26 protein-coding genes are annotated in these 25,397 nt (G+C 32.6%); 20 read left to right on the top strand and 6 right to left on the bottom strand.

From position 1 onward, the window contains the following. The first annotated feature begins 19 nt into the window (after window positions 1-19). From BN863_RS11850 to BN863_RS11825, 6 genes are all read left to right on the top strand, one after another. Window positions 20-502, top strand: coding sequence for a GNAT family N-acetyltransferase (locus BN863_RS11850; protein WP_038533550.1), 483 nt, complete (start codon window positions 20-22; stop codon window positions 500-502). Further along, window positions 499-1,371, top strand: a complete 873-nt coding sequence (gene prmC, locus BN863_RS11845; RefSeq protein ID WP_038530858.1) for a peptide chain release factor N(5)-glutamine methyltransferase — start codon at window positions 499-501, stop codon at window positions 1,369-1,371. The genes BN863_RS11850 and prmC overlap by 4 nt, the downstream gene beginning before the upstream one ends. Beyond that, on the top strand, window positions 1,368-1,949 hold the full coding sequence (locus tag BN863_RS11840; RefSeq protein WP_038530855.1) for an LOG family protein: 582 nt from the start codon (window positions 1,368-1,370) through the stop codon (window positions 1,947-1,949). The genes prmC and BN863_RS11840 overlap by 4 nt, the downstream gene beginning before the upstream one ends. A 2-nt stretch (window positions 1,950-1,951) precedes the next feature. Continuing rightward, a complete protein-coding gene (gene ligA, locus BN863_RS11835; protein ID WP_038530853.1) occupies window positions 1,952-3,952 on the top strand; it encodes an NAD-dependent DNA ligase LigA in 2,001 nt (666 codons plus the stop codon). Window positions 3,953-4,038: 86 nt separating this feature from the next. Then, entirely contained in the window at window positions 4,039-4,776 is a 738-nt protein-coding gene (locus tag BN863_RS11830; RefSeq protein ID WP_038530850.1) for a hypothetical protein, read from the top strand. Between the two features lie 131 nt (window positions 4,777-4,907). Continuing rightward, window positions 4,908-5,672, top strand: coding sequence for a hypothetical protein (locus BN863_RS11825; RefSeq protein WP_038530848.1), 765 nt, complete (start codon window positions 4,908-4,910; stop codon window positions 5,670-5,672). Here BN863_RS11825 and BN863_RS11820 read toward each other — a convergent pair. Together BN863_RS11820 and BN863_RS11815 are read right to left on the bottom strand one after the other, a co-directional pair. Beyond that, window positions 5,662-6,576, bottom strand: coding sequence for a bifunctional metallophosphatase/5'-nucleotidase (locus tag BN863_RS11820; RefSeq protein ID WP_038530845.1), 915 nt, complete (start codon window positions 6,574-6,576; stop codon window positions 5,662-5,664). The genes BN863_RS11825 and BN863_RS11820 overlap by 11 nt on opposite strands. Before the next feature lie 12 nt (window positions 6,577-6,588). Next, window positions 6,589-7,347 (bottom strand): 5'-nucleotidase C-terminal domain-containing protein, encoded by a 759-nt coding sequence (locus BN863_RS11815; RefSeq protein WP_038530843.1) that lies wholly within the window; start codon window positions 7,345-7,347, stop codon window positions 6,589-6,591. Window positions 7,348-7,417: 70 nt separating this feature from the next. Here BN863_RS11815 and BN863_RS11810 point away from each other — a divergent pair, with 70 nt between their 5' ends. From BN863_RS11810 to BN863_RS11745, 14 genes are all read left to right on the top strand, one after another. Continuing rightward, window positions 7,418-7,936: a DUF6913 domain-containing protein gene (locus BN863_RS11810; protein ID WP_038530841.1), complete on the top strand. Its 519-nt coding sequence runs from the start codon at window positions 7,418-7,420 to the stop codon at window positions 7,934-7,936. Between the two features lie 4 nt (window positions 7,937-7,940). Beyond that, window positions 7,941-8,819: a 4-hydroxy-tetrahydrodipicolinate synthase gene (gene dapA / locus BN863_RS11805; protein WP_038530839.1), complete on the top strand. Its 879-nt coding sequence runs from the start codon at window positions 7,941-7,943 to the stop codon at window positions 8,817-8,819. A 179-nt stretch (window positions 8,820-8,998) separates the two neighbouring features. Next, window positions 8,999-9,799 (top strand): outer membrane protein assembly factor BamD, encoded by an 801-nt coding sequence (locus BN863_RS11800; RefSeq protein ID WP_038530836.1) that lies wholly within the window; start codon window positions 8,999-9,001, stop codon window positions 9,797-9,799. A 4-nt stretch (window positions 9,800-9,803) separates the two neighbouring features. After that, entirely contained in the window at window positions 9,804-10,130 is a 327-nt protein-coding gene (locus BN863_RS11795) for a DNA-directed RNA polymerase subunit omega (protein WP_038530833.1), read from the top strand. Between the two features lie 10 nt (window positions 10,131-10,140). Beyond that, the gene (gene coaBC / locus BN863_RS11790; protein WP_038530831.1) at window positions 10,141-11,352 is read left to right on the top strand and encodes a bifunctional phosphopantothenoylcysteine decarboxylase/phosphopantothenate--cysteine ligase CoaBC; all 1,212 of its coding nucleotides are present in this window, start codon (window positions 10,141-10,143) and stop codon (window positions 11,350-11,352) included. Next, window positions 11,345-12,232: a type IX secretion system protein PorD gene (porD, locus tag BN863_RS11785; RefSeq protein ID WP_038530828.1), complete on the top strand. Its 888-nt coding sequence runs from the start codon at window positions 11,345-11,347 to the stop codon at window positions 12,230-12,232. Before coaBC ends, porD begins: the two co-directional genes overlap by 8 nt. 62 nt (window positions 12,233-12,294) lie before the next feature. Next, window positions 12,295-13,947: a DNA repair protein RecN gene (recN, locus tag BN863_RS11780; RefSeq protein ID WP_038530826.1), complete on the top strand. Its 1,653-nt coding sequence runs from the start codon at window positions 12,295-12,297 to the stop codon at window positions 13,945-13,947. A 13-nt stretch (window positions 13,948-13,960) separates the two neighbouring features. Then, on the top strand, window positions 13,961-14,221 hold the full coding sequence (locus tag BN863_RS11775) for a hypothetical protein (RefSeq protein WP_148304607.1): 261 nt from the start codon (window positions 13,961-13,963) through the stop codon (window positions 14,219-14,221). 68 nt (window positions 14,222-14,289) lie between these two features. Next, entirely contained in the window at window positions 14,290-15,114 is an 825-nt protein-coding gene (locus BN863_RS11770) for an enoyl-ACP reductase FabI (RefSeq protein WP_038530822.1), read from the top strand. 73 nt (window positions 15,115-15,187) lie between these two features. Then, on the top strand, window positions 15,188-16,192 hold the full coding sequence (locus tag BN863_RS11765; protein WP_038530821.1) for a glycosyltransferase: 1,005 nt from the start codon (window positions 15,188-15,190) through the stop codon (window positions 16,190-16,192). A gap of 2 nt (window positions 16,193-16,194) precedes the next feature. After that, the gene (locus BN863_RS11760; protein WP_038530818.1) at window positions 16,195-17,157 is read left to right on the top strand and encodes a CdaR family protein; all 963 of its coding nucleotides are present in this window, start codon (window positions 16,195-16,197) and stop codon (window positions 17,155-17,157) included. After that, window positions 17,154-17,744, top strand: coding sequence for a dephospho-CoA kinase (gene coaE, locus BN863_RS11755; RefSeq protein WP_038530815.1), 591 nt, complete (start codon window positions 17,154-17,156; stop codon window positions 17,742-17,744). Before BN863_RS11760 ends, coaE begins: the two co-directional genes overlap by 4 nt. Window positions 17,745-17,821: 77 nt before the next feature. Continuing rightward, window positions 17,822-19,396 (top strand): sensor histidine kinase, encoded by a 1,575-nt coding sequence (locus BN863_RS11750; protein ID WP_038530813.1) that lies wholly within the window; start codon window positions 17,822-17,824, stop codon window positions 19,394-19,396. Between the two features lie 5 nt (window positions 19,397-19,401). Continuing rightward, the gene (locus BN863_RS11745; protein WP_038530810.1) at window positions 19,402-20,115 is read left to right on the top strand and encodes a response regulator transcription factor; all 714 of its coding nucleotides are present in this window, start codon (window positions 19,402-19,404) and stop codon (window positions 20,113-20,115) included. A gap of 130 nt (window positions 20,116-20,245) precedes the next feature. On the opposite strand, the gene BN863_RS11740 is transcribed toward BN863_RS11745, so the two are convergent. The 4 genes from BN863_RS11740 to BN863_RS11725 form a co-directional block, all read right to left on the bottom strand. Then, window positions 20,246-21,835, bottom strand: coding sequence for an aspartate:alanine exchanger family transporter (locus tag BN863_RS11740; protein WP_038530808.1), 1,590 nt, complete (start codon window positions 21,833-21,835; stop codon window positions 20,246-20,248). 314 nt (window positions 21,836-22,149) lie between these two features. Continuing rightward, the gene (gene miaA, locus BN863_RS11735; protein ID WP_051774746.1) at window positions 22,150-23,064 is read right to left on the bottom strand and encodes a tRNA (adenosine(37)-N6)-dimethylallyltransferase MiaA; all 915 of its coding nucleotides are present in this window, start codon (window positions 23,062-23,064) and stop codon (window positions 22,150-22,152) included. Between the two features lie 4 nt (window positions 23,065-23,068). Then, window positions 23,069-23,944: an ion transporter gene (locus tag BN863_RS11730; protein WP_038530803.1), complete on the bottom strand. Its 876-nt coding sequence runs from the start codon at window positions 23,942-23,944 to the stop codon at window positions 23,069-23,071. A gap of 64 nt (window positions 23,945-24,008) precedes the next feature. Continuing rightward, on the bottom strand, window positions 24,009-25,385 hold the full coding sequence (locus tag BN863_RS11725; protein ID WP_038530801.1) for an exonuclease domain-containing protein: 1,377 nt from the start codon (window positions 25,383-25,385) through the stop codon (window positions 24,009-24,011). Window positions 25,386-25,397: the final 12 nt, after the last annotated feature.

Genomic DNA, 25,397 nt, shown 5'->3' with positions numbered 1-25,397 from the left:
AATAAGATTAAAATTGGGTATGAGCCATTTCGAGATCAGAGAAATTCAAACTAAAGATAATCAGCAAGTCGCAGAGGTGATTCGAACCGTTTTAATCGGAGCTGGTGCGCCAAAAGTTGGTACAGCTTACGAGGATAAAGCTCTAGAAGATATGTTTGAGGCTTATAATAAGCCAAAATCGACTTATTTTGTGCTTGTTGAACATAATCGTGTTATTGGAGGTGCAGGAATTGGTCCGGTAGATGATGCTTTAGAGGTCTGTGAATTACAAAAAATGTATTTTTTAGATGAAGCCCGAGGGCGTGGTTTAGGAAAAACAATGATGGATACGTGTTTGCAAAAAGCCAAAGACTTCGGTTATACACGTTGCTATCTAGAAACGTTACCGTTTATGACATCGGCAAAGCATTTGTATGAGAAAGTTGGTTTCGAATATTTAGATGGCCCAATGGGAGAAACAGGACATTATTCTTGTAATGTTTGGATGATTAAAGAATTATGAGATTAAAAGCAATAAAACAGACATTCCATGAGGCGTTAGATGCTGAATATGGTAAAGAGGAGGTTAATCATTTCTTTTTTATGATATGCGAGTATTATTTCAATTTTAAACGCATTACTCTGGCTATGGAACCTGATTATAGTATTACTGAAACAGAAGCTAAACCTGTATTTGATGCTTTAGAGTCTTTAAAAAAGCATGAGCCTATTCAGTATGTGTTGAAGTCTACAGAATTTTTTGGATTAGAATTTCAGGTGAATAATGCAGTATTAATCCCGAGGCCAGAAACCGAGGAATTAGTGGCGTGGATTATTGAATCGGATTTAGATAAAATTAAAAAACCTTTACGAATTTTAGATATTGGAACGGGGAGTGGTTGCATTGCCATTTCTTTAGCAAAACATTTTGAAAATGCCGAAGTGTATGCAGTCGATGTCAGTGAAGAAGCTATTGCAGTGGCTACACAAAATGCTGAACATAATAATGTGGAAGTGCATTTTATTCATGCCGATATTTTATCTGTAGACACATATAAGAATGCTAATTTTAAATTGCCTTTTGATGTTATTGTTTCTAATCCGCCGTACGTTCGCGAATTAGAAAAACTTCAAATGAAGTCTAATGTCCTAAATCACGAGCCACATTTGGCATTGTTTGTAGAAGACCATGATCCGCTTAAATTCTATAAAGCGATTACGAGGCTGGCTAAAAAGCATTTGGTAAACGACGGTTTGTTGTTTTTCGAAATAAATGAATTTTTAGGTAATGAAATGATTGATTTGTTGCAAGAACATACATTTATGCATGTAGAATTGCGACAAGATATGTTTAAAAGAAATAGAATGATTAAAGGAATAAATAAACTATGAAATCTATAGCTGTGTTTTGTGGATCGAGTACAGGTACCGATTCAAAAATTATATCTGAAGCGTATCAACTTGGTAAAACTTTAGGAGAACAACATATAAAATTAGTCTACGGAGCTGCAAAAATTGGTATTATGGGCGAAGTAGCTCGCGGGGTTATCGATTATAATGGCAATGTTTTGGGTATAATTCCAGGGTTTCTGGAAACTAAGGAAATTGTACATCCAAAATTATCAGAACTTATTGTTACCGATAATATGCACGAGCGTAAGGTAATTATGTACGAAAAATCGGATGGATTTATGGTGCTTCCTGGTGGATTCGGAACCATGGATGAATTTTTCGAAATTACAACTTGGGGACAATTAGGACTTCATGTAAAACCTATTGGGATTTTAAATGTCAACGGATTTTTCGATCATTTACTAGCGCAATGTAAAACCATGGTAGAACGAGGTTTTTTAAAACAAGAAAATTTAGAAGCTGTGGTGGTAGATGATACTATAGATGGTTTATTAGAAAAAATGAATAATTACAAACCATTGCCTGCTCCAAAATGGTTAAATAAAGAGAGATTGTAAGTATGACAATTGAAGCACAAATTCAGCAATTAAGAGACGAATTAAACGATTATAATTATAAATATTACGTTTTAGATCAAAGTGATATTAGTGATTTTGAGTTCGATATGAAACTAAAATCGCTTCAAGATTTAGAGGCTAAACATCCGGAATTTCATGATGAAAATTCGCCTACAAATCGAGTTGGCGGTACAATTACTAAAAATTTTAATACTGTAGTTCACGATCACCGTATGTATTCTTTAGATAACTCATATTCTAAAGACGATTTACTAGCTTGGGAGCAGCGTATTAAAAAAATGGTAGATGGCGAGGTGTTTTATACGTGTGAATTAAAATACGATGGTGCTTCAATAAGTTTGACTTACGAAAATGGTGTCCTTACCAAAGCTGTTACGCGTGGTGATGGTGTACAAGGCGATGAAGTTACAGCAAATATAAAAACCATTAAGTCGGTGCCTTTAACGTTAAAAGGTGATTTTCCTGAGAAATTCGATATTCGTGGAGAAATCGTATTACCGTTTGATGGGTTTAATAAAATGAACGAAGATCGCATTGAGATTGGTGAAGAGCCTTATCGAAATCCGAGAAATACTGCGTCTGGAAGTTTAAAATTACAAGATAGTAGTGAAGTTGCTAAACGTCCTTTAGAATGCTTGTTATATACAATAATTGGACGGAATTTAAATATTCAGTCGCAAATTGAAGGCTTACAAAAAGCACGAGATTGGGGATTTAAAGTCCCTCAGGCTGCTAAATTAGTGAATTCCATAGACGACGTTTTGGAGTTTATCGCCTATTGGGATGTTCATAGACACGATTTACCTTACGAAACCGATGGTGTTGTTATAAAAGTGAATAGTTTTCAGCATCAAGACGAGTTGGGGTATACGGCAAAAGCGCCTCGTTGGGCCATGGCTTACAAATTTAAAGCCGAGCAAGTGTCTACCCGATTGAATGAAATTTCGTATCAAGTTGGGCGCACGGGAGCAATAACTCCAGTAGCAAATCTAGAACCTGTAGAATTGGCGGGAACCACGGTTAAACGTGCGTCTTTGCATAATGCAGACCAAATAGCTAAGCTTGATATTCGTGAAGGCGATGAAGTGTTTGTTGAAAAAGGTGGCGAAATTATTCCTAAAATTATTGCAGTAGATTTAACTCAACGTCCAGCAGACTCTAAACCTACTGAATATATTAAGCATTGTCCAGAATGTGATACAGAACTAGTAAGACAAGAAGGCGAGGCACAGCATTATTGTCCGAATTATAACGGGTGTAAACCGCAAATAATTGGTCGTATTCAGCATTTTATTTCTAGAAAAGCGATGGATATCGATGGATTGGGAGGAGAAACAGTTGCATTATTAGTAAACGAAGGGTTAATAGATAATTATTCAGATTTATATGAATTAACTAAAGATGTTGTACTTCCGCTGGAGCGAATGGCAGAAAAAAGTGCAGTTAATTTAATTAATGGAATCGAGCAATCTAAACAAGTGCCATTTGAACGCGTATTATATGCGTTGGGAATTCGTTATGTAGGTGAAACTGTTGCTAAAAAACTAGTTAAGCATTTTAAATATGTAGATGCAATTGCAGAAGCTACAGAGGAGACTTTAGTTAATGTAGATGAAATTGGTGTGAAGATTGCGAAAAGTGTTGTTGCCTTTTTTCAGTCAGAACAAAATAAAGCAATTGTTAATCGCTTAAAAGGGTATGGCGTGTCTTTAGAGATTTCAGAAGAAGCCTTAGCCAATCAATCAGATATACTGGTTGGAAAAGTATTTGTAGTCTCTGGTGTGTTTACAACAGTTTCTAGAGACGAGCTTAAAAAAATGATTGAAGATAACGGCGGAAAAGTTGGAAGTTCAATTTCTTCAAAAACAAGTTTTGTGGTTGCTGGAGATAAAATGGGACCAAGTAAACGTACAAAAGCAGAACAATTAGGTATTGAAATTTTGTCGGAAACCGATTTCTTAATGATGTTAAATAGTAAATAAGGAAATAACGTGTTCTGTGCTTTTTTATGTTTGTATCTAAAAATGAGTAATTAATATTTATATTTGTTAGGTTTAAGGATAAATTTATGCACAAATCAAAAATTATATTGTGGTTTATACTTTTGCTTAGTGTGATTTATGTCTTCTTAGAACTGTTAGACTTGCCAGTCTATTCAGAGTATGTAAAAGCTTTAATTGTTCCTGCTTTATGTGTTTCCTTTTTTACAGGATATATCATGCGACTGCCGTATTTCATGATTTTTTTGGCGTTATTCTCATTAGCAGACCTTTTAACTTTCTTTAGAAATGTATTACCTGATTATTATGAGTATTATTTAGGTAATGTTTTATATCTCTCAGCATATATAGTACTTCTTTATGGAATTTTAAAGCGCTTAAATTTTGTAGAAATTTGGTCCGATTTTAAACTTACAATTTCGGTGTTAGTTGTGCTTAACTTATATGTAATTCGCGTGATGTATTCTATAGTTGGAGGAGAATTATCGCAAGTTGAAATCTTAGATTATTTTGATTTACCTTCTATTATTTTTGAAGTTGTATATAACACCGTAATTTTATTATTACTCATGGTAGCCTTTATAAATTTTTTATATCGAGATAATAGGCGGTCTTTATATTTATTTCTAGGTTCTTTATGTATTGTGTTTTCTGAAGTTGTTCAATATGCCTTCTTTTATGTAGATAATGATATTTCTTTAGGTTTAGGCAATTTTGTTTTATTGGTATCTGGATTTATGTTTTTTTATTTTTATGCTGTTCAAAGTGTTACAGAAGATGTGGAGTCTATTAAAGTAGAATCTTGATTTTATAATTTATCAATTTACAATATTGAAAATTTACAGTTCTCAAATAAATTTTATTACTTTTCGATGAACTGCACGTAAAATACGTTAAAGTGTCGTATGTTTGCTATACCTACTTATGTGTTTTTATTGTGAATAATTGGATTAAATGTAATTTTAATAGAGTTTTCTTAGCGATTTTATATCTGCTAGCTATTGTTAATATATATGCCGAAGTAACTGAGAAAGATATACTTCTGCAATATGTGAAGCCCTTATTCATTCCTGTATTTGTAGTGTTTTATCTTACTAAATATCGTTACATTAACTGGTATTTTGTTTCATTTTTATGCTTTATGTTTTTAAGCGACCTTACTTCGGTATGCTATGGAAATGCAAAAATTTTACAGTTTTCTGCCTTGTTTTATTTTGCGAGTTATTTAAGCCTGCTAGGATTTATAACTACAAAATTTAAGGGGTTTCGATTTGGAAAGTTTCTAGCTTGGTATTTAATATTTGTATTTATACTAAACACATATTTACTATATCAGTTATATACTATTCTAGATAGTATTATGTTAGAACCATTGGAAGTTCTGTTTTTCGGTTTACGAAGTGCGGCATTGGCACTGCTGGTTTTAATATCTTTTGCAGTGTATTTAAGTTCCGAGAGTAAATCGTCTATTTTGTATTTGTTAATGGCGTTGTGCTTTGTCTTTTCAGATTTACTATATTATATTCACTATTACTATATCTACGATATCTCGTTTGTGTTATTTGATAAGTTTTTATTTGCTACGGGATTGATATGTCTTTTTTACTACTTATCTATTAGAAATGAAGCACAAAAAAGAGCGATAAAAATTCGCTCTTATAATTTTGTATTCGAAAAGCAACAACAAGTTGTTAAACATTAATGGACACGCCATCTGCAGCTTTGTTTTTATTATTGTCGAAATAGAAATCTATTTTACCTAGGTTTAATCCATAACATCCTACCTGATTTACAAGCGTATTTTTACCTTCAAGATTCTTTATAACTGTAGGCTTGGGTAAAAAGGTGTGTGTATGACCTCCAATAATTAAGTCTATATTTTTTGTTTCTGCAGCTAACTTTACATCACTTATTTTACCTTCAAAATTGTATTTGTATCCCATGTGAGAGAGACAAATAACTAAATCGCATTTCTCGTCTTCTTTAAGAATACGTGTCATTTCTTGCGTAGTTTCTATGGGGTCTAAATAAACAGTTTCTTTATACATTGCAGGGTCTACTAGACCTTTTAATTCTATTCCTAAGCCAAAAACACCTATTTTAATACCATCTTTTATAAAGACTTTATATGGTTTGGTATGCGTGTCTAGTATGGTGTTTTTAAAATCGTAATTTGAAATTAAGAACGGAAATTCAGCATGTGGTAATTGGGCGTATAAACCATCGATTCCATTGTCGAAATCGTGATTTCCAATCGTTGCAGCGTCGTACTTAAGTTTACTCATCAACTTAAATTCTAATTCGCCACCATAAAAATTAAAATAAGGTGTGCCTTGAAAAATGTCTCCGGCATCTAAAAGCAAAGTATTTGGATTTTCTAATCTAATGCTGTCAATTAAACGAGCTCGTCTAGCAACACCTCCTTTATTTGCTCTGTCTCCTTCATTAGCTCCAAAAGGATCTATATGGCTATGCACATCGTTGGTGTGTAAAATGGTAATTTTCTTTGAAGTGGGTGCTGTAGTAAAAGATGAAAGGCTTAACCCGCCTAAGGCAACTAAAGATGTTGCAACTGTAGATTGTTGAATAAAATCTCTACGTTTCATAACTCGTTACATTTATTGTATTTGGATAAATCTGTCGTCTATCACAGGGTTAATAGTGTCTGTTTTGGTAAAGTAATCTATAATAGCGTTTCTCCACTTGTAATTTAAAACATACAGACTATCGTTTGGTTTAAAAAACGTCATGTGGTCGCCTCCATTATAAAGGTAATCGTTAGTGGCTATGTAATAGGTTTTGTCTTCCTCTATAGGCTGTCCTTTTACTAAAGCTTCGGTAACATTGAAATCTGAATTTATAACCAATTTTAATTGAGATACAGGATGTGGTCGTTTGGCTTTACTTAAGTAGTTCATCGCCTCGTTTACATTCTTTCCTTTTACGTTAACAACAACGATACTGTTTTCAAAAGGCATAATTTCGTAAGCTGTTTTAAGTGTAATATCGCCTTTAGATATAGGAGCACGAATACCACCGTAATTAAGAATAACAAAATCGATATCGTGATTGGATCTGCTTTTAAAAATAGGATTTGATTGTTCGTAAACAATATCTGCCATTAAGTTTCCAAGAGCAGTATTGTACTCGCCATCGCTCTTTTTGTAAGACGCTGGTGCATATGCAAGAACACTATCTAAGGTTTTAACAACGTGGTCATGATATGGTTTTATAAAGTCGGTTATATCTTGGTTAGGTTGAATAGCTTCGGAAATTGGAATCTGTTCGCCTTCAATTTTTTCAAGATTTAAAGTGCTTGTTTTGCAACCTGCTAATAAGACAAGTGAAATGCTTACAATGAATTGTTTAAAAATCATAATTAAACTTATAAATTTTACTGTAGTATGGATATAGTTTTTCTACATTTGCACGAAAGTTTAAATATAAATGATTTTAAAAGGTTTTAGGGAAAAATCTAATAAAAAATATTTTAATAAATTGTTGGCAAACCGTACGGTTTCTCTAGCCTCAAAACCTATTGAAAGTTTGGGGGTTATCTTAAATATAGACGAGTTTTCTAACCTAGAGGCATTAAAATCTTTATCGAAAACTTTAAACATTAGTCCCAATAAATTTCAATGTATAGCCTTTAGTTCGGTTAATAAGGAGGTGGAAACTATTGAATTTCCTTGTTATTCGGAAAAAGATATTGGTTGGAGAGGATCTATCAAGAACAATGAATTGCAATTGTTTTTAGATACAAAGTTTGATGCTTTAGTGAGTTATTATAATGCAGACGAGTTAGATTTAAAAGTACTTACTGCAGCTTCTAAAGCAGAATTTAAAATTGGGATATTACAAGAAGAACAGCGGTTAAACGATTTAATTATTAATGTAAATCCGGAGGCCATAGAGGTATTTAAAACAGAGCTTTTAAAATACTTAAGTATATTAAAAAGAATTTAAAAAGATGAATAGTAAATTAATGGGTACTGGAGTTGCTCTAGTTACACCTTTTAAGGCGGATCTTAGTGTAGATCATGAAGCATTAACAAATATTGTTAATTTTAATATTGATAACGGTACCAATTATTTAGTAATAATGGGAACTACCGGAGAGAGTGCAACTGTTACTCCGGAAGAAAAACAAGCTATTATTAAAACTGTTTCTAAAGCAAATAACGGTCGTTTACCTTTAGTATTAGGAATTGGAGGAAATAATACTGCAGCTGTTATTGAAGAAATAAAGGCTACAGATTTAAGTGGTTTTGAAGCTATTCTGTCTGTGTCACCATATTATAGTAAACCAACACAAGAAGGTGTTTACCAGCATTTCAAAGCAATCTCAGAGGCTTGTCCTATTTCTATTATTTTATATAATGTGCCTGGAAGAACTGCTTCTAACATGTTACCAGAAACAACAATTAGACTGGCAAACGATTTTGAAAATATAGTTGCCGTTAAAGAAGCTGGAAATAATATTGGTCAGTATTTAAAATTGATAAAGGATAAACCAGAAGATTTTTTAATTATCTCTGGAGACGATGATCTAGTTTTAGGAGTGCTTTTAGCAGGTGGTTCGGGTGTTATTTCTGTAATTGGTCAAGCCTTTCCAAAACAGTTTTCTAAAATGATTCAGTTAGGATTAGAAGGTAAAGCTAAAGAAGCCTATGCTATCCATTTTAAATTAATGGATGTAATTGGTTATATTTTTGAAGAAAATAATCCGTCGGGAATTAAAGCCGTTTACGAAGCTTTAGGACTTTGTCGTGCAGATGTAAGACTACCGTTGGTAGAGGCTACACCAGAGTTGAAAGAGAAAATTAAAGTGTTTGTAGAGAGCATTTAAAATAAGATTGAGTGGCGTATGTTTACCTTGTGAGCATACGCTTGTTTTTTAAAGATGGGTTTAAAAGTTAAATTATACTTAAAGCTAATTGTAACCTAATTACAACCTTTAATTTAGCTAAAAAATAATATTTTTAAAATCAATTAGAATAGCTTAATTTTGCATTCTGTTTAAAAACTATGGGGAAATATTTATACATTTTATTCGCGTTTATTGTTTTAAGCTCATGTAGTGAATATCAAAAGACACTAAAAGCTACAGACATTGGACCAAAATTTAAATTAGGAGAGGAACTTTATAATGAAGGTGAGTACTCTAAAGCCAATAGATTGTTCTCTCAAATTGTACCAAGTTACCGTGGAAAACCACAAGCTGAAAAACTAATGTACATGTATGCACAGACACAATATGGTATGAAAAACTATATTGCATCTTCTTATCAGTTTGAGCGTTTTGCAGACTCGTATCCAAAAAGTGAGAAGTTAGAAGAAGCTTCATTTCTAAGTGCAAAGAGTTATTACATGAGGTCTCCTGTTTTTAGTAAAGACCAAACGGAGACAAAAGTAGCTATAGAAAAATTACAGTTATTTATAAATCAATTTCCTAAATCTGAATACCTAACTGAAGCAAGTGGGTATATTCAGGAATTAGATGGGAAGTTAGAACGTAAAGCATACGAAATAGCAAAGCAATACAATACAATATCAGATTATAAAGCGTCTATTAAATCGTTCGATAATTTCTTATTTGCATTCCCTGGTTCTTCTTTAAGAGAAGATGCTATGTTTTATAAATTAGATGCTTCGTATAAGTTAGCAATGAACAGTGTAGAACGTAAAAAACAAGAACGTTTAGAGTCTGCAGAACAATATTATAAAGATTTAATGACAGGGTTTACAGAAACGCAATATGTAGATCAAGCAAGTAAAATGCACGAAGATATCGTAGAAGAATTAAAAAATTACAGCACTAAAAGTTAATATAATGGATTTAAAAAAAATCAATGCTCCTGTAAATACAATAACGTATAACAGAAACAAAGTTGACGAACCGACAGGGAATATATATGAAGCAATTTCTATTATTTCTAGACGTGCAGATCAAATTAACACTGAAATTAAAAAGGAACTAATTGAAAAATTAGAAGAATTTGCAACGTATAACGATAGTTTAGAAGAGATTTTTGAAAATAAAGAACAAATTGAAGTTTCAAAATTCTACGAAAAATTACCTAAGCCTCACGCATTAGCGGTTCAAGAGTGGTTAGACAACAAAGTATATTACAGAAACACTGACGAAGACGTTCAGTAAATTTTAAGCAATGTCAATACTAAGCGGCAAAAACATACTGTTAGGCATTAGTGCAGGTATAGCTGCTTACAAGACAGCTTCATTAGTAAGGTTATTTATAAAAGCAGGTGCAAACGTTAAAGTCGTTATGACACCTGCTTCTATTGATTTTGTAACACCCTTAACCTTATCTACACTTTCTAAACACCCGGTGGTCTCTTCGTTTTATAATGAAGACGACGAGAATGCGGTATGGAATAGCCATGTCGAATTAGGTCTGTGGGCAGATTATTTTATAATTGCACCTGCAACTGCTAATACCATGTCTAAAATGGCAAACGGAACTTGCGATAATTTGTTGCTAGCAACATATTTGTCTGCTAAATGTCCCGTGTATTTTGCTCCAGCAATGGATTTAGACATGTTTAAACACCCATCTACAGCTCAATCTTTTAAAGCTTTACAAGACTTCGGGAATATAATGATTCCTGCAACCTCAGGCGAATTAGCCAGTGGTTTAGTTGGTGAAGGTCGTATGGCAGAGCCTGAAGATATTGTATCGTTTATAGAAAATCATATTTTAGGTAACTTACCATTGTATGGTAAAAAGGTCATGATTACTGCTGGACCAACCTACGAAGCTATAGATCCTGTTCGTTTTATTGGAAATCATTCAAGCGGTAAAATGGGATTCGAATTAGCAAAATCTGCAGCGAATTTGGGTGCTGAGGTTACTTTAATTTCAGGTCCAACAAATCAATCGATTCAGCATAGTTCCGTAAACATTATTCCTGTTATAAGCGCGCAAGACATGTACGAGGAAGCACATATATACTTTAAAACTGTAGATATTGCTATTTGTGCGGCTGCTGTGGCAGATTACAGACCAAAAGAAATTGCACTTCAGAAAATAAAAAAGGACGATAGTACGTTAACATTAGAGTTAGAGAAAACTAAAGATATTTTAGCATCTTTAGGAGCTATAAAAACCAATCAGTTTTTGGTTGGATTTGCTTTAGAAACGAATAATGAATTAGAGCATGCCAAAGGTAAGCTTAAACGTAAAAATTTAAATCTCATTGTTTTAAATTCATTGAACGATAAAGGCGCAGGATTTAAGTCGGATACTAATAAAGTAACACTTATAGACGCTAAAGGGCATATAACTGAATTTAACTTAAAATCGAAAGCAGACGTTGCTCAAGATATATTCAACGAAATATTCAACCAATTAGATGCGTAACTTATTATTTGTATTGTTTTTATGTCTTTCTGTTAGTGTAGCAGCTCAGGAATTAAACTGTAATGTGGTAGTTAATGCACAACAGACAGGTAATGAAAATATTCAAGTTTTTAAGACTTTAGAAAAGCAACTTACAGAATTTATAAATAATACGCAATGGACATCTAGAAGCTATAAAGTATCGGAACGTATAAATTGCAGTATGGTTATTATTGTAAACGAATATGCAAGCGATTTATTTAAAGCTTCTATACAAGTACAATCTTCTAGACCGGTTTATGGATCTTCGTATAGCACGCCGGTTTACAATTATAACGATCCTAATTTCACCTTTAATTACGCCGAATTTCAGAATTTAATCTTCAGTCCAACGCAATTCGAATCTAATTTAATTTCTGTTTTAGCATTTCATATTTATATGATTCTTGGTCAAGATGCAGACACTTTTAAATTAAAAGGAGGCGACGAGTATTTAAACCAAGCACAAACTATTGTAAATTATTCGCAACAAGAAGGCTTTAAAGGTTGGAAAGTTGAAGATGGTTTACAAAGCAGATATATGCTAATCGATAATATGTTGTCGCCAACATTTAAAGAATATCGAGAAGTCATGTACGGTTACCATAGAACAGGGTTAGACCAAATGAGCACCGACGTAAAAGGCGGTAAAGAAGATGTGGCAATTGCTATTGAAAAGTTTCAGACGATGAATAATCGTAGACCCAATTCTTTTTTATTACGAGTATTCTTTGATGCTAAAGGCGATGAAATAGAAGAGATTTTTTCCGATGGTCCAAATGTTAATGTGTCAAGTCTTGTGGACGTATTAAATAATGTCGCTCCGACATATTCAAGCAAATGGAGAAATATTAAGTTTTAATTTGATTTCGACTTAAATCTAAATTATCTTTGATTCTACAAATCTAAAGCACCTCAATTACTTTGCTTACATCCTTATCTATAAAAAACTATGCCTTAATCGACGATTTACAGGCAAATTTTAATAATGGTTTTACAATTATCACTGGAGAAACCGGTGCGGGTAAATCTATCTTATTAGGAGCTTTATCGCTAATTTTAGGTAAGCGTGCCGATTTATCGTCTTTAAAAGACGATACTCAAAAATGTATTATTGAAGCCGTTTTCGATGTCTCGAATTATAACTTAGAATCTATTTACGAACAGGAAGATTTAGATTACGAATCTCAAACAATCATTCGTCGTGAAATTTTGCCATCTGGTAAATCACGTGCTTTTGTAAACGATTCTCCTGTTACCGTAAGTAGCTTGCAGGCGTTGGGCGAGCGTTTAATCGATATACATTCGCAGCACCAAACCATGCAACTAACAGACGATGCGTTTCAGTTTCAAGTTATCGATGCTTTGGCAAATGTAGAATCTGTTTTAGCAGATTATAAAATCAAATTAAAAGATTATAAATCGCTTAAAAAAGAATTAAAGACCTTATTAGATTTTCAAGCCGAAGCCAATAAAGAGCATGAATACAATACGTTCTTATTACAAGAATTATTAGATACTAAATTGGTAGACGGTGAGTTTGAAGCCTTAGAAGCGGAATACGAAACACTCGATAATATTGAAGCTATTAAAGAAAAAATTGGTGCGTCACATCAGTTATTAAGCGACGAGCAAATAGGTGCGTTGGCGATATTAACCGAAGTAAAATCTAATTTCAGTAAAATAGCAACGTTTTCTCAAACCTATAAAGATTTATACGATAGAATAGACAGTAGCTTAATTGAATTATACGATGTTTTTACCGAAATTGAAGCTTCGGAAGATGCATTAGAAGCTGATCCAAACCGTTTAGAGTTTGTAAACAACAGATTGCAATTACTTCATAATTTGAAGAAAAAGCACTTGGTTTCAGAAATTTCAGAATTAATCGTCATTCAAAATGCTTTAGATGAAAAAGTAGGAGTAACAGAAAATCTTGATAAAAATATTCAGAAACTAAAAACTGAAATCAGTAAGGTTGAAAAGACTTTAAATACATTAGCGAAGACAATTCATACAAAACGTAACGATGTTATCCCGACGTTAAAATCGCAATTAGAAACTTTATTAGCAGATTTAGGTATGCCGAATGCACAGTTTGAATTTACACTTAGCGTGGCTTCAGAATTCTATGCTAATGGTAAAGACGATTTAAAATTTTTGTTTTCGGCTAATAAAGGCGGGACGTTTAAGCCGTTAAATAAAGCTGCATCTGGAGGTGAGTTGTCTCGAATTATGTTGGCCATAAAATCGGTATTATCAAAATATATGCAATTACCAACTATTATGTTCGATGAGATTGATACCGGAGTGTCTGGTGAAATATCGAATAAAATGGGAGTAATAATGAAACAGATGAGTAACAGTATGCAAGTGTTTGCTATTACGCATTTACCTCAAGTAGCTGCAAAAGGCGATACACATTTAAAAGTGTATAAAGAAGATGTAAATCAGGTTACAACCACGAATTTAATTACCATAGAAGGTGAAGAGCGTATTGTAGAAATAGCCCAAATGCTAGGCGGACTAGAATTATCTAGTTCGGCGATTGCACATGCAAAACAATTATTAAATTAAAGCGATTTTTATAATGAAAAAAATGTTCTGTCTACTGTTTGTATTGAGTTTGGTTCTAAGCCTAACAAGTTGCGATGTGGATGATGAAGGCAGTTGCAGTGGTATTTATTCTGAAGGAGAATGTATTCCAGATTTTGTATTTCCCCCAATAGATAACGCAACAGAAGGGCAGAAATTTTATCATAAAACTCAGGGTATTATTGTATTTCACAACGGAAATTGGGTAAATACATCGGCCAATATTATTACTAAAAATGAATTATTAATAGAATAAAAAGTTTTCATAACTTTGATGCTTTCGGGAATTAAGTCCCAACTATAGTTAAAATAAGATTTAAAAATATGTCATACAATTTATTAAAGGGAAAAAGAGGAATCATTTTTGGTGCATTAGACGAGAATTCTATAGCCTGGAAAACTGCAGAACGTGTTCATGAAGAAGGAGGAACGTTTGTTTTAACCAATGCACCTGTAGCAATGCGAATGGGGCAAATAAATGAACTGGCTGAAAAAACAGGATCACAAATTATTCCTGCCGACGCTACTTCTGTAGAAGATTTACAAAACCTAGTTGAAAAATCTATGGAGATTTTAGGCGGAAAAATAGATTTCGTTTTACATTCAATAGGCATGTCTATTAACGTAAGAAAAGGAAATCACTATACGGATCAAAATTACGCGTATACGCAAAAAGGAACAGATGTTTCTGCAATGTCTTTCCATAAAGTTATGCAAACACTTTACAAAGCAGAAGCTATGAATGAGTGGGGAAGTATTGTAGGATTATCGTATATGGCTGCACAACGTGTATTTCCAGATTATAACGATATGGCAGATAATAAAGCCTATTTAGAAAGTGTTGCACGTAGTTTTGGATACTTCTTTGGGAAGGATAAAAAAGTAAGAGTAAATACAATTTCTCAATCGCCTACACCTACAACAGCTGGTTCTGGTGTTAAAGGGTTTGATGGGTTTATTGCTTATGCAGATAAAATGTCGCCGCTTGGTAACGCTACAGCTTTAGACTGTGCAAACTATACGGTATCATTGTTTAGTGATTTAACTAAGCGTGTTACATTACAGAATTTATACAACGATGGCGGATTTAGTAACATGGGAGTTAGTAATGAAGTTATGGAAGCTTTTGTTGCTTCAGAGAAGAAATAATATTAGACTTTATATGTCTTTTAAAAGCTGCCTAAAAAGGCAGCTTTTTTTATGCAATTAATTACATTTGTGTATGCACTTACAGTATTCTTTTATTATCCCTGTTTATAACCGTCCCGACGAAATTGAGGAGTTGCTTGAGAGTTTTATAAACTTAAAAACAAGTTTAGATTTTGAAATTGTAATTATCGAGGATGGCTCTAATATAACTTCGGAAGCTGTTGTCAATAAATTTCAAGAACAGCTGGATATTACGTATTTTTATAAAGAAAATACCGGTCCTGGACATTCCAGAAATTTCGGAATGCAACATGCCAAAGGGAACTATTTTATTATTCTAGATTCAGATTGTGTGTTACCTTCAAATTATTTAAATGAAGTTGATGCCAGTTTAAATTCTGAATTTGTAGATTGTTTTGGTGGTCCAGATGCTGCAGATGCGTCGTTTACAAACCTGCAAAAAGCCATTAATTTTTCAATGACTTCATTTATCACCACAGGAGGTATTCGCGGAAATAAAAATCAGGTGGGTAAATTTCAGCCTCGAAGTTTTAATATGGGATTGTCTAAAAAGGCGTTTCAAGCCTCTAAAGGCTTTGGAACCATACATCCTGGCGAAGACCCAGATTTATCGATTAGATTGTGGGGTTTAGGATTTCAAACTAAACTTATTTCTGATGCTTTTGTATATCACAAACGTCGTATTTCATGGTCTAAGTTTTATAAACAAGTCCATAAATTTGGATTGGTTCGTCCTATTTTAAATTCGTGGCATCCACAAACGGCAAAAATTACATATTGGTTTCCAACAGTGTTTATTTTCGGATTATTAGTTGCAATTATTGCTTTTATATTTCAGTTTAAATGGCTTTTAATGGCTTATGTTGCATATTTTGTTGTGGCGTTCTTTTTGGCTTTATTACAATCTAAAAGTTTAATTGTTGCATTATTGGCTATTCCCGCTATATTAATTCAGTTTGAAGGTTACGGGTATGGCTTTATAAAATCTTATATAAACATTCAGGTATTAAAAAAGGAAGCAGTACGTGTATATCCAGAATTATTCTTTAAATTATAGAAATGAAAGATATAAAATCAAGATTCTTAGAATTTGTTAGAAGTAAGAAAATAAACATTTTTGCTTTGTTTTTAGCATTGTCTTTTACCATTTTAATTCTGAATAAATTATCGAGAACAATTACCAATACCATTCCTATTTCTGTAAATATTGTTAATCTTCCAGAAACGTATGTGGTGTTAAACGATAGCAATCAAAAATTAAATGTGACACTTAAAACTTATGGTTTTAAGTTTTTAAGGTATTACTTATCAAATCCGAAATTAACTTTAGATTATAACGATAAATTAAACTTAACAGATTCCACTTTTAAATGGAGTCAGCAACGTTCATATTCTAAAATTAATGACCAGTTTGATAAGGATGTCGAGGTTATAAGTATTTCTCCCGATTCGTTATTGTTTAAGTACGATGAAAATACAACCCGAGATGTACCTATTAAGTTTCAAAAAAACATCCAATTTAGTCCAGGTTACGATGTGCTTGAGGGCTTTACCATAACTCCAGATTCTATTCATATTATAGGACCGGAAAAAACAGTAAATGCTTTAAAATTTATAAAAACCAAATCGTTAGAATTAACTAATGTGCATTTAGATATTAATCAGTATTTAGAATTGGAGTTGCCAGAAAATAGTCAGCATCTACAGTTTTCGCATAAAAGTGTGCGTCTTACTGCAAAAGTAGAAAAGTTTACAGAGGGAACTTTTAATATTCCTGTGACTATTAAGAATGTGCCTAAAAACTTGTCTTTAAAATATTATCCGAAATCGGTGTCGGTTTCTTATTACACAAATTTAAGTGGTTTTAAAGATGTTGTGGCGCAAGACTTTAAAGTAGAATGCGATTACAACAAGCATTTAGAAAATCAGTCGTATTTGGTTCCAGAGCTTGTCGCGCAACCCGAGTCGGTAAAAAGTGCAAAAATTATTCAACAAAAAATAGAATTTATAATTTCAGAATGATAATAGTTGGTGTAACAGGAGGTATAGGAAGTGGTAAATCTACCGTAGCTAAAACGTTTCATAGCATGTTTGGAATTCCAATGTACATTTCAGACGATGAAGCAAAATTATTAATGGTAAATTCTGTAGAAATTAAATCGGAGTTAATCGATTTGTTCGGAGAAGAAGCGTATTTAGATGGCGCTTTAAATAAGCCTTATATTTCTCATGCTATTTTTAACAACAAAGCGCTATTAGAGCAAATGAATGCAATTGTTCATCCTCGTGTTGCAGCACATTTTAAATCTTGGGTGGATAAACAAACTTCTGCATACATTTTAAAAGAAGCAGCGATCCTCTTTGAAAGTGGAGCAGATAGAATGTGCGATTATATAATTACGGTTACTCTAGATAAAGCAACGAAGATAGAACGGCTTTTAAAACGCGATAAAACGTCTGTTGAAAAAATAGAATCGATTATGAAACAACAGTGGTCGGACGACGAGCGTATTGCTAAATCCGACTATGTTATTGTAAATGATACTATGGCGCATATGGAACAACAAGTGAAAGAAATTCACCGAGAAATACTTAAAAAAAACAAATAAAAGAACTGTTTTAACAAATTTGTTAATGTAAGGTTAAATGTTAAAAAAACTAAATGTTAAAATGTTAATTTTGAACGATGAGCAAGAAGTTATTTATGTTGCTAGTAGTATTAATGAGCTTATCGTTGATAGGTATCATTTTTGTTCAAGCACGTTATATTAGCGATTCGGTAAAAAATGAAGAGGAGCAATTTACTTTTAATGTAAAAAAGGCCTTAAGTTTTGTTTCTAAAGATATAGAACAACGCGAATTAAATACATATTTTAGAAAGTTTCAACGTCTAGTTGATCAAAAAAAAGATGCAGATACCATTGCAATCACGCAACTTTTATTTAATCAGCAAAATGAAAGTACAGACGAAACTCTAATTTATAGAAGTGGAATTTTAGAAGAGAATTATAAGTTGTCTTCTTCGATCTTTGACATAGGTTTAGATAGTATAAATATAAAACGTATTATTAGTAAGTCTGAAACGAAGGTTTACAGTAACAAAAGTGTTATTGAAAATAACGTTAATGTAAATCCTGTTTTAAGTATTTCAAAAATCGGACGATTTAATGAAGCTGAAAAACAAAGTTTTGAGGAAGCTTTTAAAGTATTAACAAGTAGAACACCTATTTATAAACGTGTTAAGAAAGAAGAAATTACACGCTTGTTAACTAAAAAGCTTCACGAAGATAATATTGATATAGATTACGAGTTTGCCATTTATAGTAACGATTTAGCAACTAAAGTGCAAAGTGAAGGTTTTGAGTTGAAAGACGATAAAACGTTTAGTGTGCCCATTTTTCAGAACGAAAACAGCCAAAATAATTTTAGATTATTGGTGAATTTTCCAGAGCGAAATAAGTTTATCATGTCGTCTATATTAGGCATGACATTATTGTCGTTTATCTTTACTTCAATAATTATTATTGCTTACATCAGTGCTTTATTTCAGTTGTTAAAACAACGTAAGATTTCAGAAATAAAGAATGATTTTATTAATAATATGACGCATGAGTTTAAAACACCTATAGCAACAATAAATTTAGCTTTGGATGCTATAAAAAATCCGAAGATTATTGATGATAAAGACAAAGTAATGCGTTATCTTAATATGATAAAAGAAGAAAACAAACGTATGCATGCACACGTTGAAAACGTATTAAGAATATCTAAACTAGAAAAAAATGAACTAAATATTAGTAAGGATAGTGTAGACTTGCACGACTTAGTAGAAGATGCTATTACCCATATTGAGTTAATAGTAGAAGACAGACAAGGTTTTATTCATTTGCACTTAGATGCAGATAAATCTACAGTTTTGGCAAGCGAAACACATTTTACAAATGTTATAGTTAACATGTTAGATAATGCCATAAAATATTCTCCTGAAGCACCAAAAATAGATGTGTATACGGAAACGGTAGGGAATAGTATTTTATTAAAAATAAAAGACCAAGGTAGCGGAATGAGTAAAGCCGCACAAAAAAGAGTTTTTGAAAAGTTTTATAGAGAGCACACAGGAAACATACATAATGTAAAAGGTCACGGTCTTGGTCTTGCATATGTAAAACGAATAGTAGATGATCATCAAGGTCATATTTCGGTGGAAAGTGAGAAAGGAAAAGGAAGTACATTCATTGTAAAACTTCCATTAATATCATAAAGATTATGAGCGAACAACATAAGAGAATTTTATTAGTAGAGGATGATCCAAACTTTGGAACGGTCCTTAAAGATTATTTAACCATGAACGACTACGATGTTACCCATGCTAAAAATGGTATGGAAGGTTTCGAAAAGTTCAAAAAAGATGATTTTGATTTATGTATTCTTGATGTCATGATGCCTTATAAAGATGGTTTTACTCTAGCTAAAGAAATTAGAGAGAAAAACACAGAAGTGCCTATTATTTTCTTAACGGCTAAAGCCATGAAAGAAGATGTATTAAAAGGATACAAAGTAGGGGCAGACGACTATTTAAATAAACCCTTCGATAGCGAAGTGTTATTAATGAAGATTCATGCAATCATTCAACGTAAAGCTTCAGAAACGGTAACAGATAGTAAACAGTTTGAATTTAAAATTGGTGCGTTCGATTTAAACTCGAAACTAAGATTTCTTAAATTAAACGATGACGAACCTATTAAATTATCGCCCAAAGAAAACGAATTATTACGTTTGTTAGCTTTACACGAAAACGACTTAATGCCTCGTGAATTAGCCTTAACTAAAATATGGAGAGACGATAACTATTTTACATCTAGAAGTATGGATGTGTATATCGCTAAACTTCGTAAATACTTAAAAGGCGATGAGAATGTCGAAATTTTAAATATTCATGGTGAAGGATTCCGTTTGGTAGTAAACAATCAGAAAGCGTAATATACGCCTTATATTATATTAAAAAATCCAGCATATTGCTGGATTTTTTTATGTGTAGTAGTTTTTATCCTCTTGAAATACATCCTAAACCATTCTACTTTAAATGTATTTAAGAGCAGTACAAATAGGTTTAAAATAGTAAACCTAAGATTTGTGCACAGATTATTAAAAGTACCATAGCAATAGGATAAACAGTAGCGTAAGCCACCGAAGGAGCATCTGTTTTAGTCATGGTATCTACAGCAGCCAAACCAGGAGTACTTGTCATAGATCCTGTAAGTGTTCCTAATAAGGTTAACGTATTTATTTTAAAGAATATTCTAGCAACAATTGCAGCTATAAGCATTGGCACAAATGTAATTAGTCCACCAATTAAAAATAGCTTAATTCCGTATTGCGAATAGGTTTCTACTAAAGTAGCTCCAGCATTAGTACCTACAACAGCAAGAAATAACATTAAACCAAATTGTCTTAATAATTGGTTGGCGTTACCACTCATTACCCAAAGTACATTTCCTGTTTTTCCTATTCTACCTAAAATCATTGCTACAATAAGTATTCCTCCAGTTAATCCTAAATTAAATGTAAAAGCGTCACCAAACGAGATTGAAATACCTCCAACTAAAATACCAATAACAATTCCTAAAGCAAGAGGGAAAAAATCAGTATCAGATAGTTTACTTTTATTGTCTCCAATAAGTCTAGAAATTTCATTAACAGCACTCTTCTGACTAGAAATCATTAATTTGTCTCCAATCTGTAATCTTAATGTAGAGTTAGGAGATAAGTCTATACCACTTCTTCGTATACGTGTAATAGTAGCGTTAAAATTATCTTTTAAGTTTAATTCTCCTAAGGTTTTATTAACCAAAGATGTTTTAGTCATTAAATACGATTGCACGACATAAGCTTCACCTAAAGATATTTCAACGTCAGCTTTAGGTCCAATTAATAACTCAACACGTTTTAAAGCATCTTCGGTTCCAACAACACGTATATAATCATCTTTATGTAAAATGGTATCTTTATGTGGTACAAAGGCTTCATTATTGTGTTTAACTCGAGATACAACACCCTTAGTCATGGAACGGACTTGAAGTTCTTCTAATGTTTTGTTTATTGCACCTTCATTTTCTACTCTAAACGTACTTCTTAAAATAACATCGTAATGTCCATGAGCTTTCTCTTCATATAACTCTTCTTCTTTAGTCAAATTAATTCTGAAAATTTTTGGATATAGCTTAACGAATAATATAACTCCAATAACACCAAACGGATAGGCAATACCGTAGCCAATAGACGCTAAAGGTGAATGCGTAACATCTATAGCTGTTGCTAAACCAGGAGTACTTGTTAACGCCCCAGCCATTAATCCGATAGCTATAGACTTATCTATGTCTAAAAATTGTATGGATAGAAATGTAATAAGTGCGGCAGAAAAGACAATTAAAGCAGCGATTACCACTAAGTTCTTTCCGTTCTCTCTAAAGGAATCGAAAAAACCTGGACCAGCCTGTAGCCCTATAGTGTAAATAAATAATATTAATCCAATTTTTTGTAAAATGTCTGGTAACTCAACGCCAAAATGACCAAAAAGTAAGGCGACAAATATAATTGCAGAAACATCTAACGAAATCCCTTTTATCTTAATATTACCAATAATGAAACCGATACAAATGATTAAGAATAGGGCTAAATAGGTGGCGTTTAAAAATTCCATTGGTTTAGTTTAAATAAGGTGCAAAAGTAATTATTATAATACTGTTGGATAATGACATTTATCATTAAAAAATGTAAAAAAAGTATCGTTATAAAAATTATAATACAGCTTGTTATATTATTGAAAAATGTTTACTAAACCTTAAGTTTTTTTGAGTTTTTAGGTGTTAGTACATGCTAATTTAACATTTTTTTATGCGCTGTTATAATTTATAATAGTGCATCTGTATAAATTAGTAGTATTGCTGTAATAATTTATATTTTAAGCTAAATATGTAATAAAGTGCTGTGTTTTTAAACGATACGTGTAGAATATTAAACAGCTAATGCGTTTTCAATATCTTGAATAATAATTTCAATAGGCGTTTCGTAATCGAACCACAATGTGTTTTCGTTACGTTTAAACCAGGTTAATTGACGTTTCGCAAAGCGTCTGCTGTTTTTCTTAATTTCTGAAATGGCAAAATCAAGAGGCCATTCTCCTTTTAAGTAATTGAATATTTCCTTATAACCAACCGTATTAAGAGCATTTAAATGTTGTTGATCTACAAGTTGTTTTACTTCTTCAAGTAATCCTTCTTGTAGCATAATATCTACACGTCTATTTATACGGTCGTAAATAACATCTCTTTCTGCTTTTAACCCTACTGTAATGGTATTAAAAGGGCGAGCATCTTTGTCCTTATTTAAAAATGAGGAATAGGGTTGTCCGGTGCCAATGCATAACTCTAAAGCTCTAATTACACGGTGCGGATTATCTATAGCTATAGACTCGAACGATTTTGGGTCTAATTGTTTTAATTGATTTTGTAAATTTTCTAAACCTTCACTATCTAGCTGAGCATTTAATGCGATGCGAATATTAGGGTCTACTTTAGGAAAATCGTCTAACCCACGCGTAACAGCATCGACATACAATCCAGATCCACCAACCATAATAACTGTTTGATGTGTTTTAAAAAGTGTTTCTAGAGTGTGTATGGCTTCTTTTTCAAACGTTCCAACATTATAAGTGTCTTCAATAGATTTATGATGTATGAAGTGGTGAGGGGCTTGAGATAATTCGTCAGAAGTAGGAGCAGCTGTACCAATTTGCATTTCTTTAAAAAACTGTCTAGAATCTGCAGAAATAATCTCGGTATTAAAATGCTGTGCAAGTTTAATACTAAGAGCTGTTTTTCCAATTGCCGTTGGGCCAACTATAGAAATAAGGTTTTTAGGTGTTTCCAAAGGGCTATGTATTATGAAGAGGTTCTCCGCAATTATAACAATTTTGAGCGCCGTCTCTGTGGTCGCTTTTTAAGCAGTTTGAACATGATTGCGAATTTAAACGTACTTTTTTAACTTCTGGGTTGTTAGGACTAGTGTTGTTTTTATTATTATTACCTTGACTGGTGTATTCGGCTGTTACAATTCCTGTAGGCACAGCAATAATACCGTAACCTAAAATCATGATTAAAGCTGCTATAAATTGTCCTAAAGGTGTCTGTGGAGCAATATCTCCAAAACCTACCGTTGTAAGGGTTACAATACACCAATACACGCTTTTAGGAATGTTTGCAAATCCTTCGTTATGGTCTCCTTCAATTAAATACATAATAGTGCCTAAAATAACTGCTAGTATTACAACTGTAAACAAGAACACAGAAATTTTTGCTCTACTAGCCTTTAAAGCAGAAACTAAATTATTTGAAGCACCTAAGTAGCGGGCTAATTTTAATATTCTGAAAACGCGTAATAATCTTAATGCTCTTAAAGCCACTAAGGCATGTGTTCCTGCAAATATTAATGATAAATATTTTGGAGCAGTAGAGAGTAAGTCGATAATACCGTAAAAACTAAAAATATATTTGAATGGTTTTTTTACAGTAATTATTCTAGCAATGTATTCAATAGTAAAAAGTACCGTTATAATCCATTCTGAAATGTTTAGAAAGTCGTGATATTTTATATCAATAGAATAAACACTTTCCAGCATAACCAAAAGAATACTGGCAATAATAACCACAAGAAGCAGTATGTCGAATAACTTTCCCGCAGGCGTATCTGCTTCATAAATTATTTCATGTAAACGGACTTTCCAGTTTTTATCTTGTTTTGGCTCAATCATAAAATCAAAAGTAAGTAAACTTAGCTTATGTTCTTAATTTTAAAAAAGTATGTTAAGAATACTTTTAAGAAGGTAGCTGAATTATTTTAATTTTTTTGTGACTGCGTAAGTAACTCTGAATAATATGTTGCGTATCTCTATTGTTTTCCATTTTTGTAATAATAGATTCTAGAACCGAAATATTATTGATTTGAAAGTTTAAATTAAAGAATCCTAAGCCTTCAAATTGTCCGTTCTTAATGTAAATGGCACTGCGCTCGTCAATATCTCGTCCACGATCTACAATAATCATGTTTTTGTGAGCATAACTATTTTTATCGATAAGTTCTTGAACTCGTAAATTGTATTCTGCTGCAGATTCTTCTTTAATACATGCACCGTGACACGTTTTTAAACTGTGATTAAAACATGGTTTTTCAGAATTAGTAGCACCTAAACCAGTTAATTGTAGGCAAAAGTTATAGGCTTCTACATGATGTTCTATAAAGTGTTTTGCACTTTGCTTATTACTAAAAGTGGTAATAGGATGTTTACGACCGTCTGCAACATCAATTTTTAAATTGATATAACCATTTTTATCTTTAAAGGCGTACAAGGCATGTGTAAAATGCGTACGTTTTCTAGCTCTATTATAAATGGGCTTCAGGCGTTTTATTTCTTCGTTTTCTTTAAGCAACGCTACTAATTCGCTACCTGTTTCTTCATAGCTTACGGCACTAACATGAAGTTGAATTTTTTTAGATTTCGTATCTGTAGCGGTAAAATGCTGATTAACGCGACGTTTAATATTTCTGCTTTTGCCAATGTATATAATGTCTCCTCCTTTTTTCTGAATATAATATACACCTGTAATAGTAGGAAGAGGTTCTATAATATCTATAAGCTTATTATCTATTTTATTACGCTTCTGTCCTTCTTTAATTGAAGATTGAATGATTTTTTTAGTCGTGTCTTTCGTTTGGAGTAGTTTAAACAACTTTACTGTTGCCAAAGCATCTCCGTTAGCCCGATGTCTATCTGTTACAGGAATTCCGAGAGATCGAACCAGTTTTCCTAAGCTATAAGACGGCTGGTCTGGAATTAAATCTTTCGATAATTCTACGGTACAAAGTGTTTTACGTTTATAATCGTAACCTAACCTGTTGAACTCTGTACGTAAAATGCGGTAATCGAATTCAGAGTTATGTGCTACGATAATACAGTCTTCGGTAATCTCAATAATACGCTTTGCTATCTCGTAAAATTTAGGCGCATTTTTAAGCATATTACTGTTAATTCCAGTAAGATTAACAACAAAAGGTTGAATGTCTCGCTCTGGATTTACCAAGGATATAAATTGGTCTACAACGGTGTGTCCATCGTATTTGTGGATAGCAATTTCGGTAATGCCTTCTTGATTAAACTTGCCACCGGTGGTCTCTATGTCTAAAACTGCGTAAATAATATACTCTTA

Origin of the sequence: Formosa agariphila KMM 3901 (assembly GCF_000723205.1) — a bacterium.
In the GTDB taxonomy this organism is placed as follows: Bacteria; Bacteroidota; Bacteroidia; order Flavobacteriales; family Flavobacteriaceae; genus Formosa; species Formosa agariphila.
This window is presented reverse-complemented; position numbering and strand designations above follow the sequence as displayed.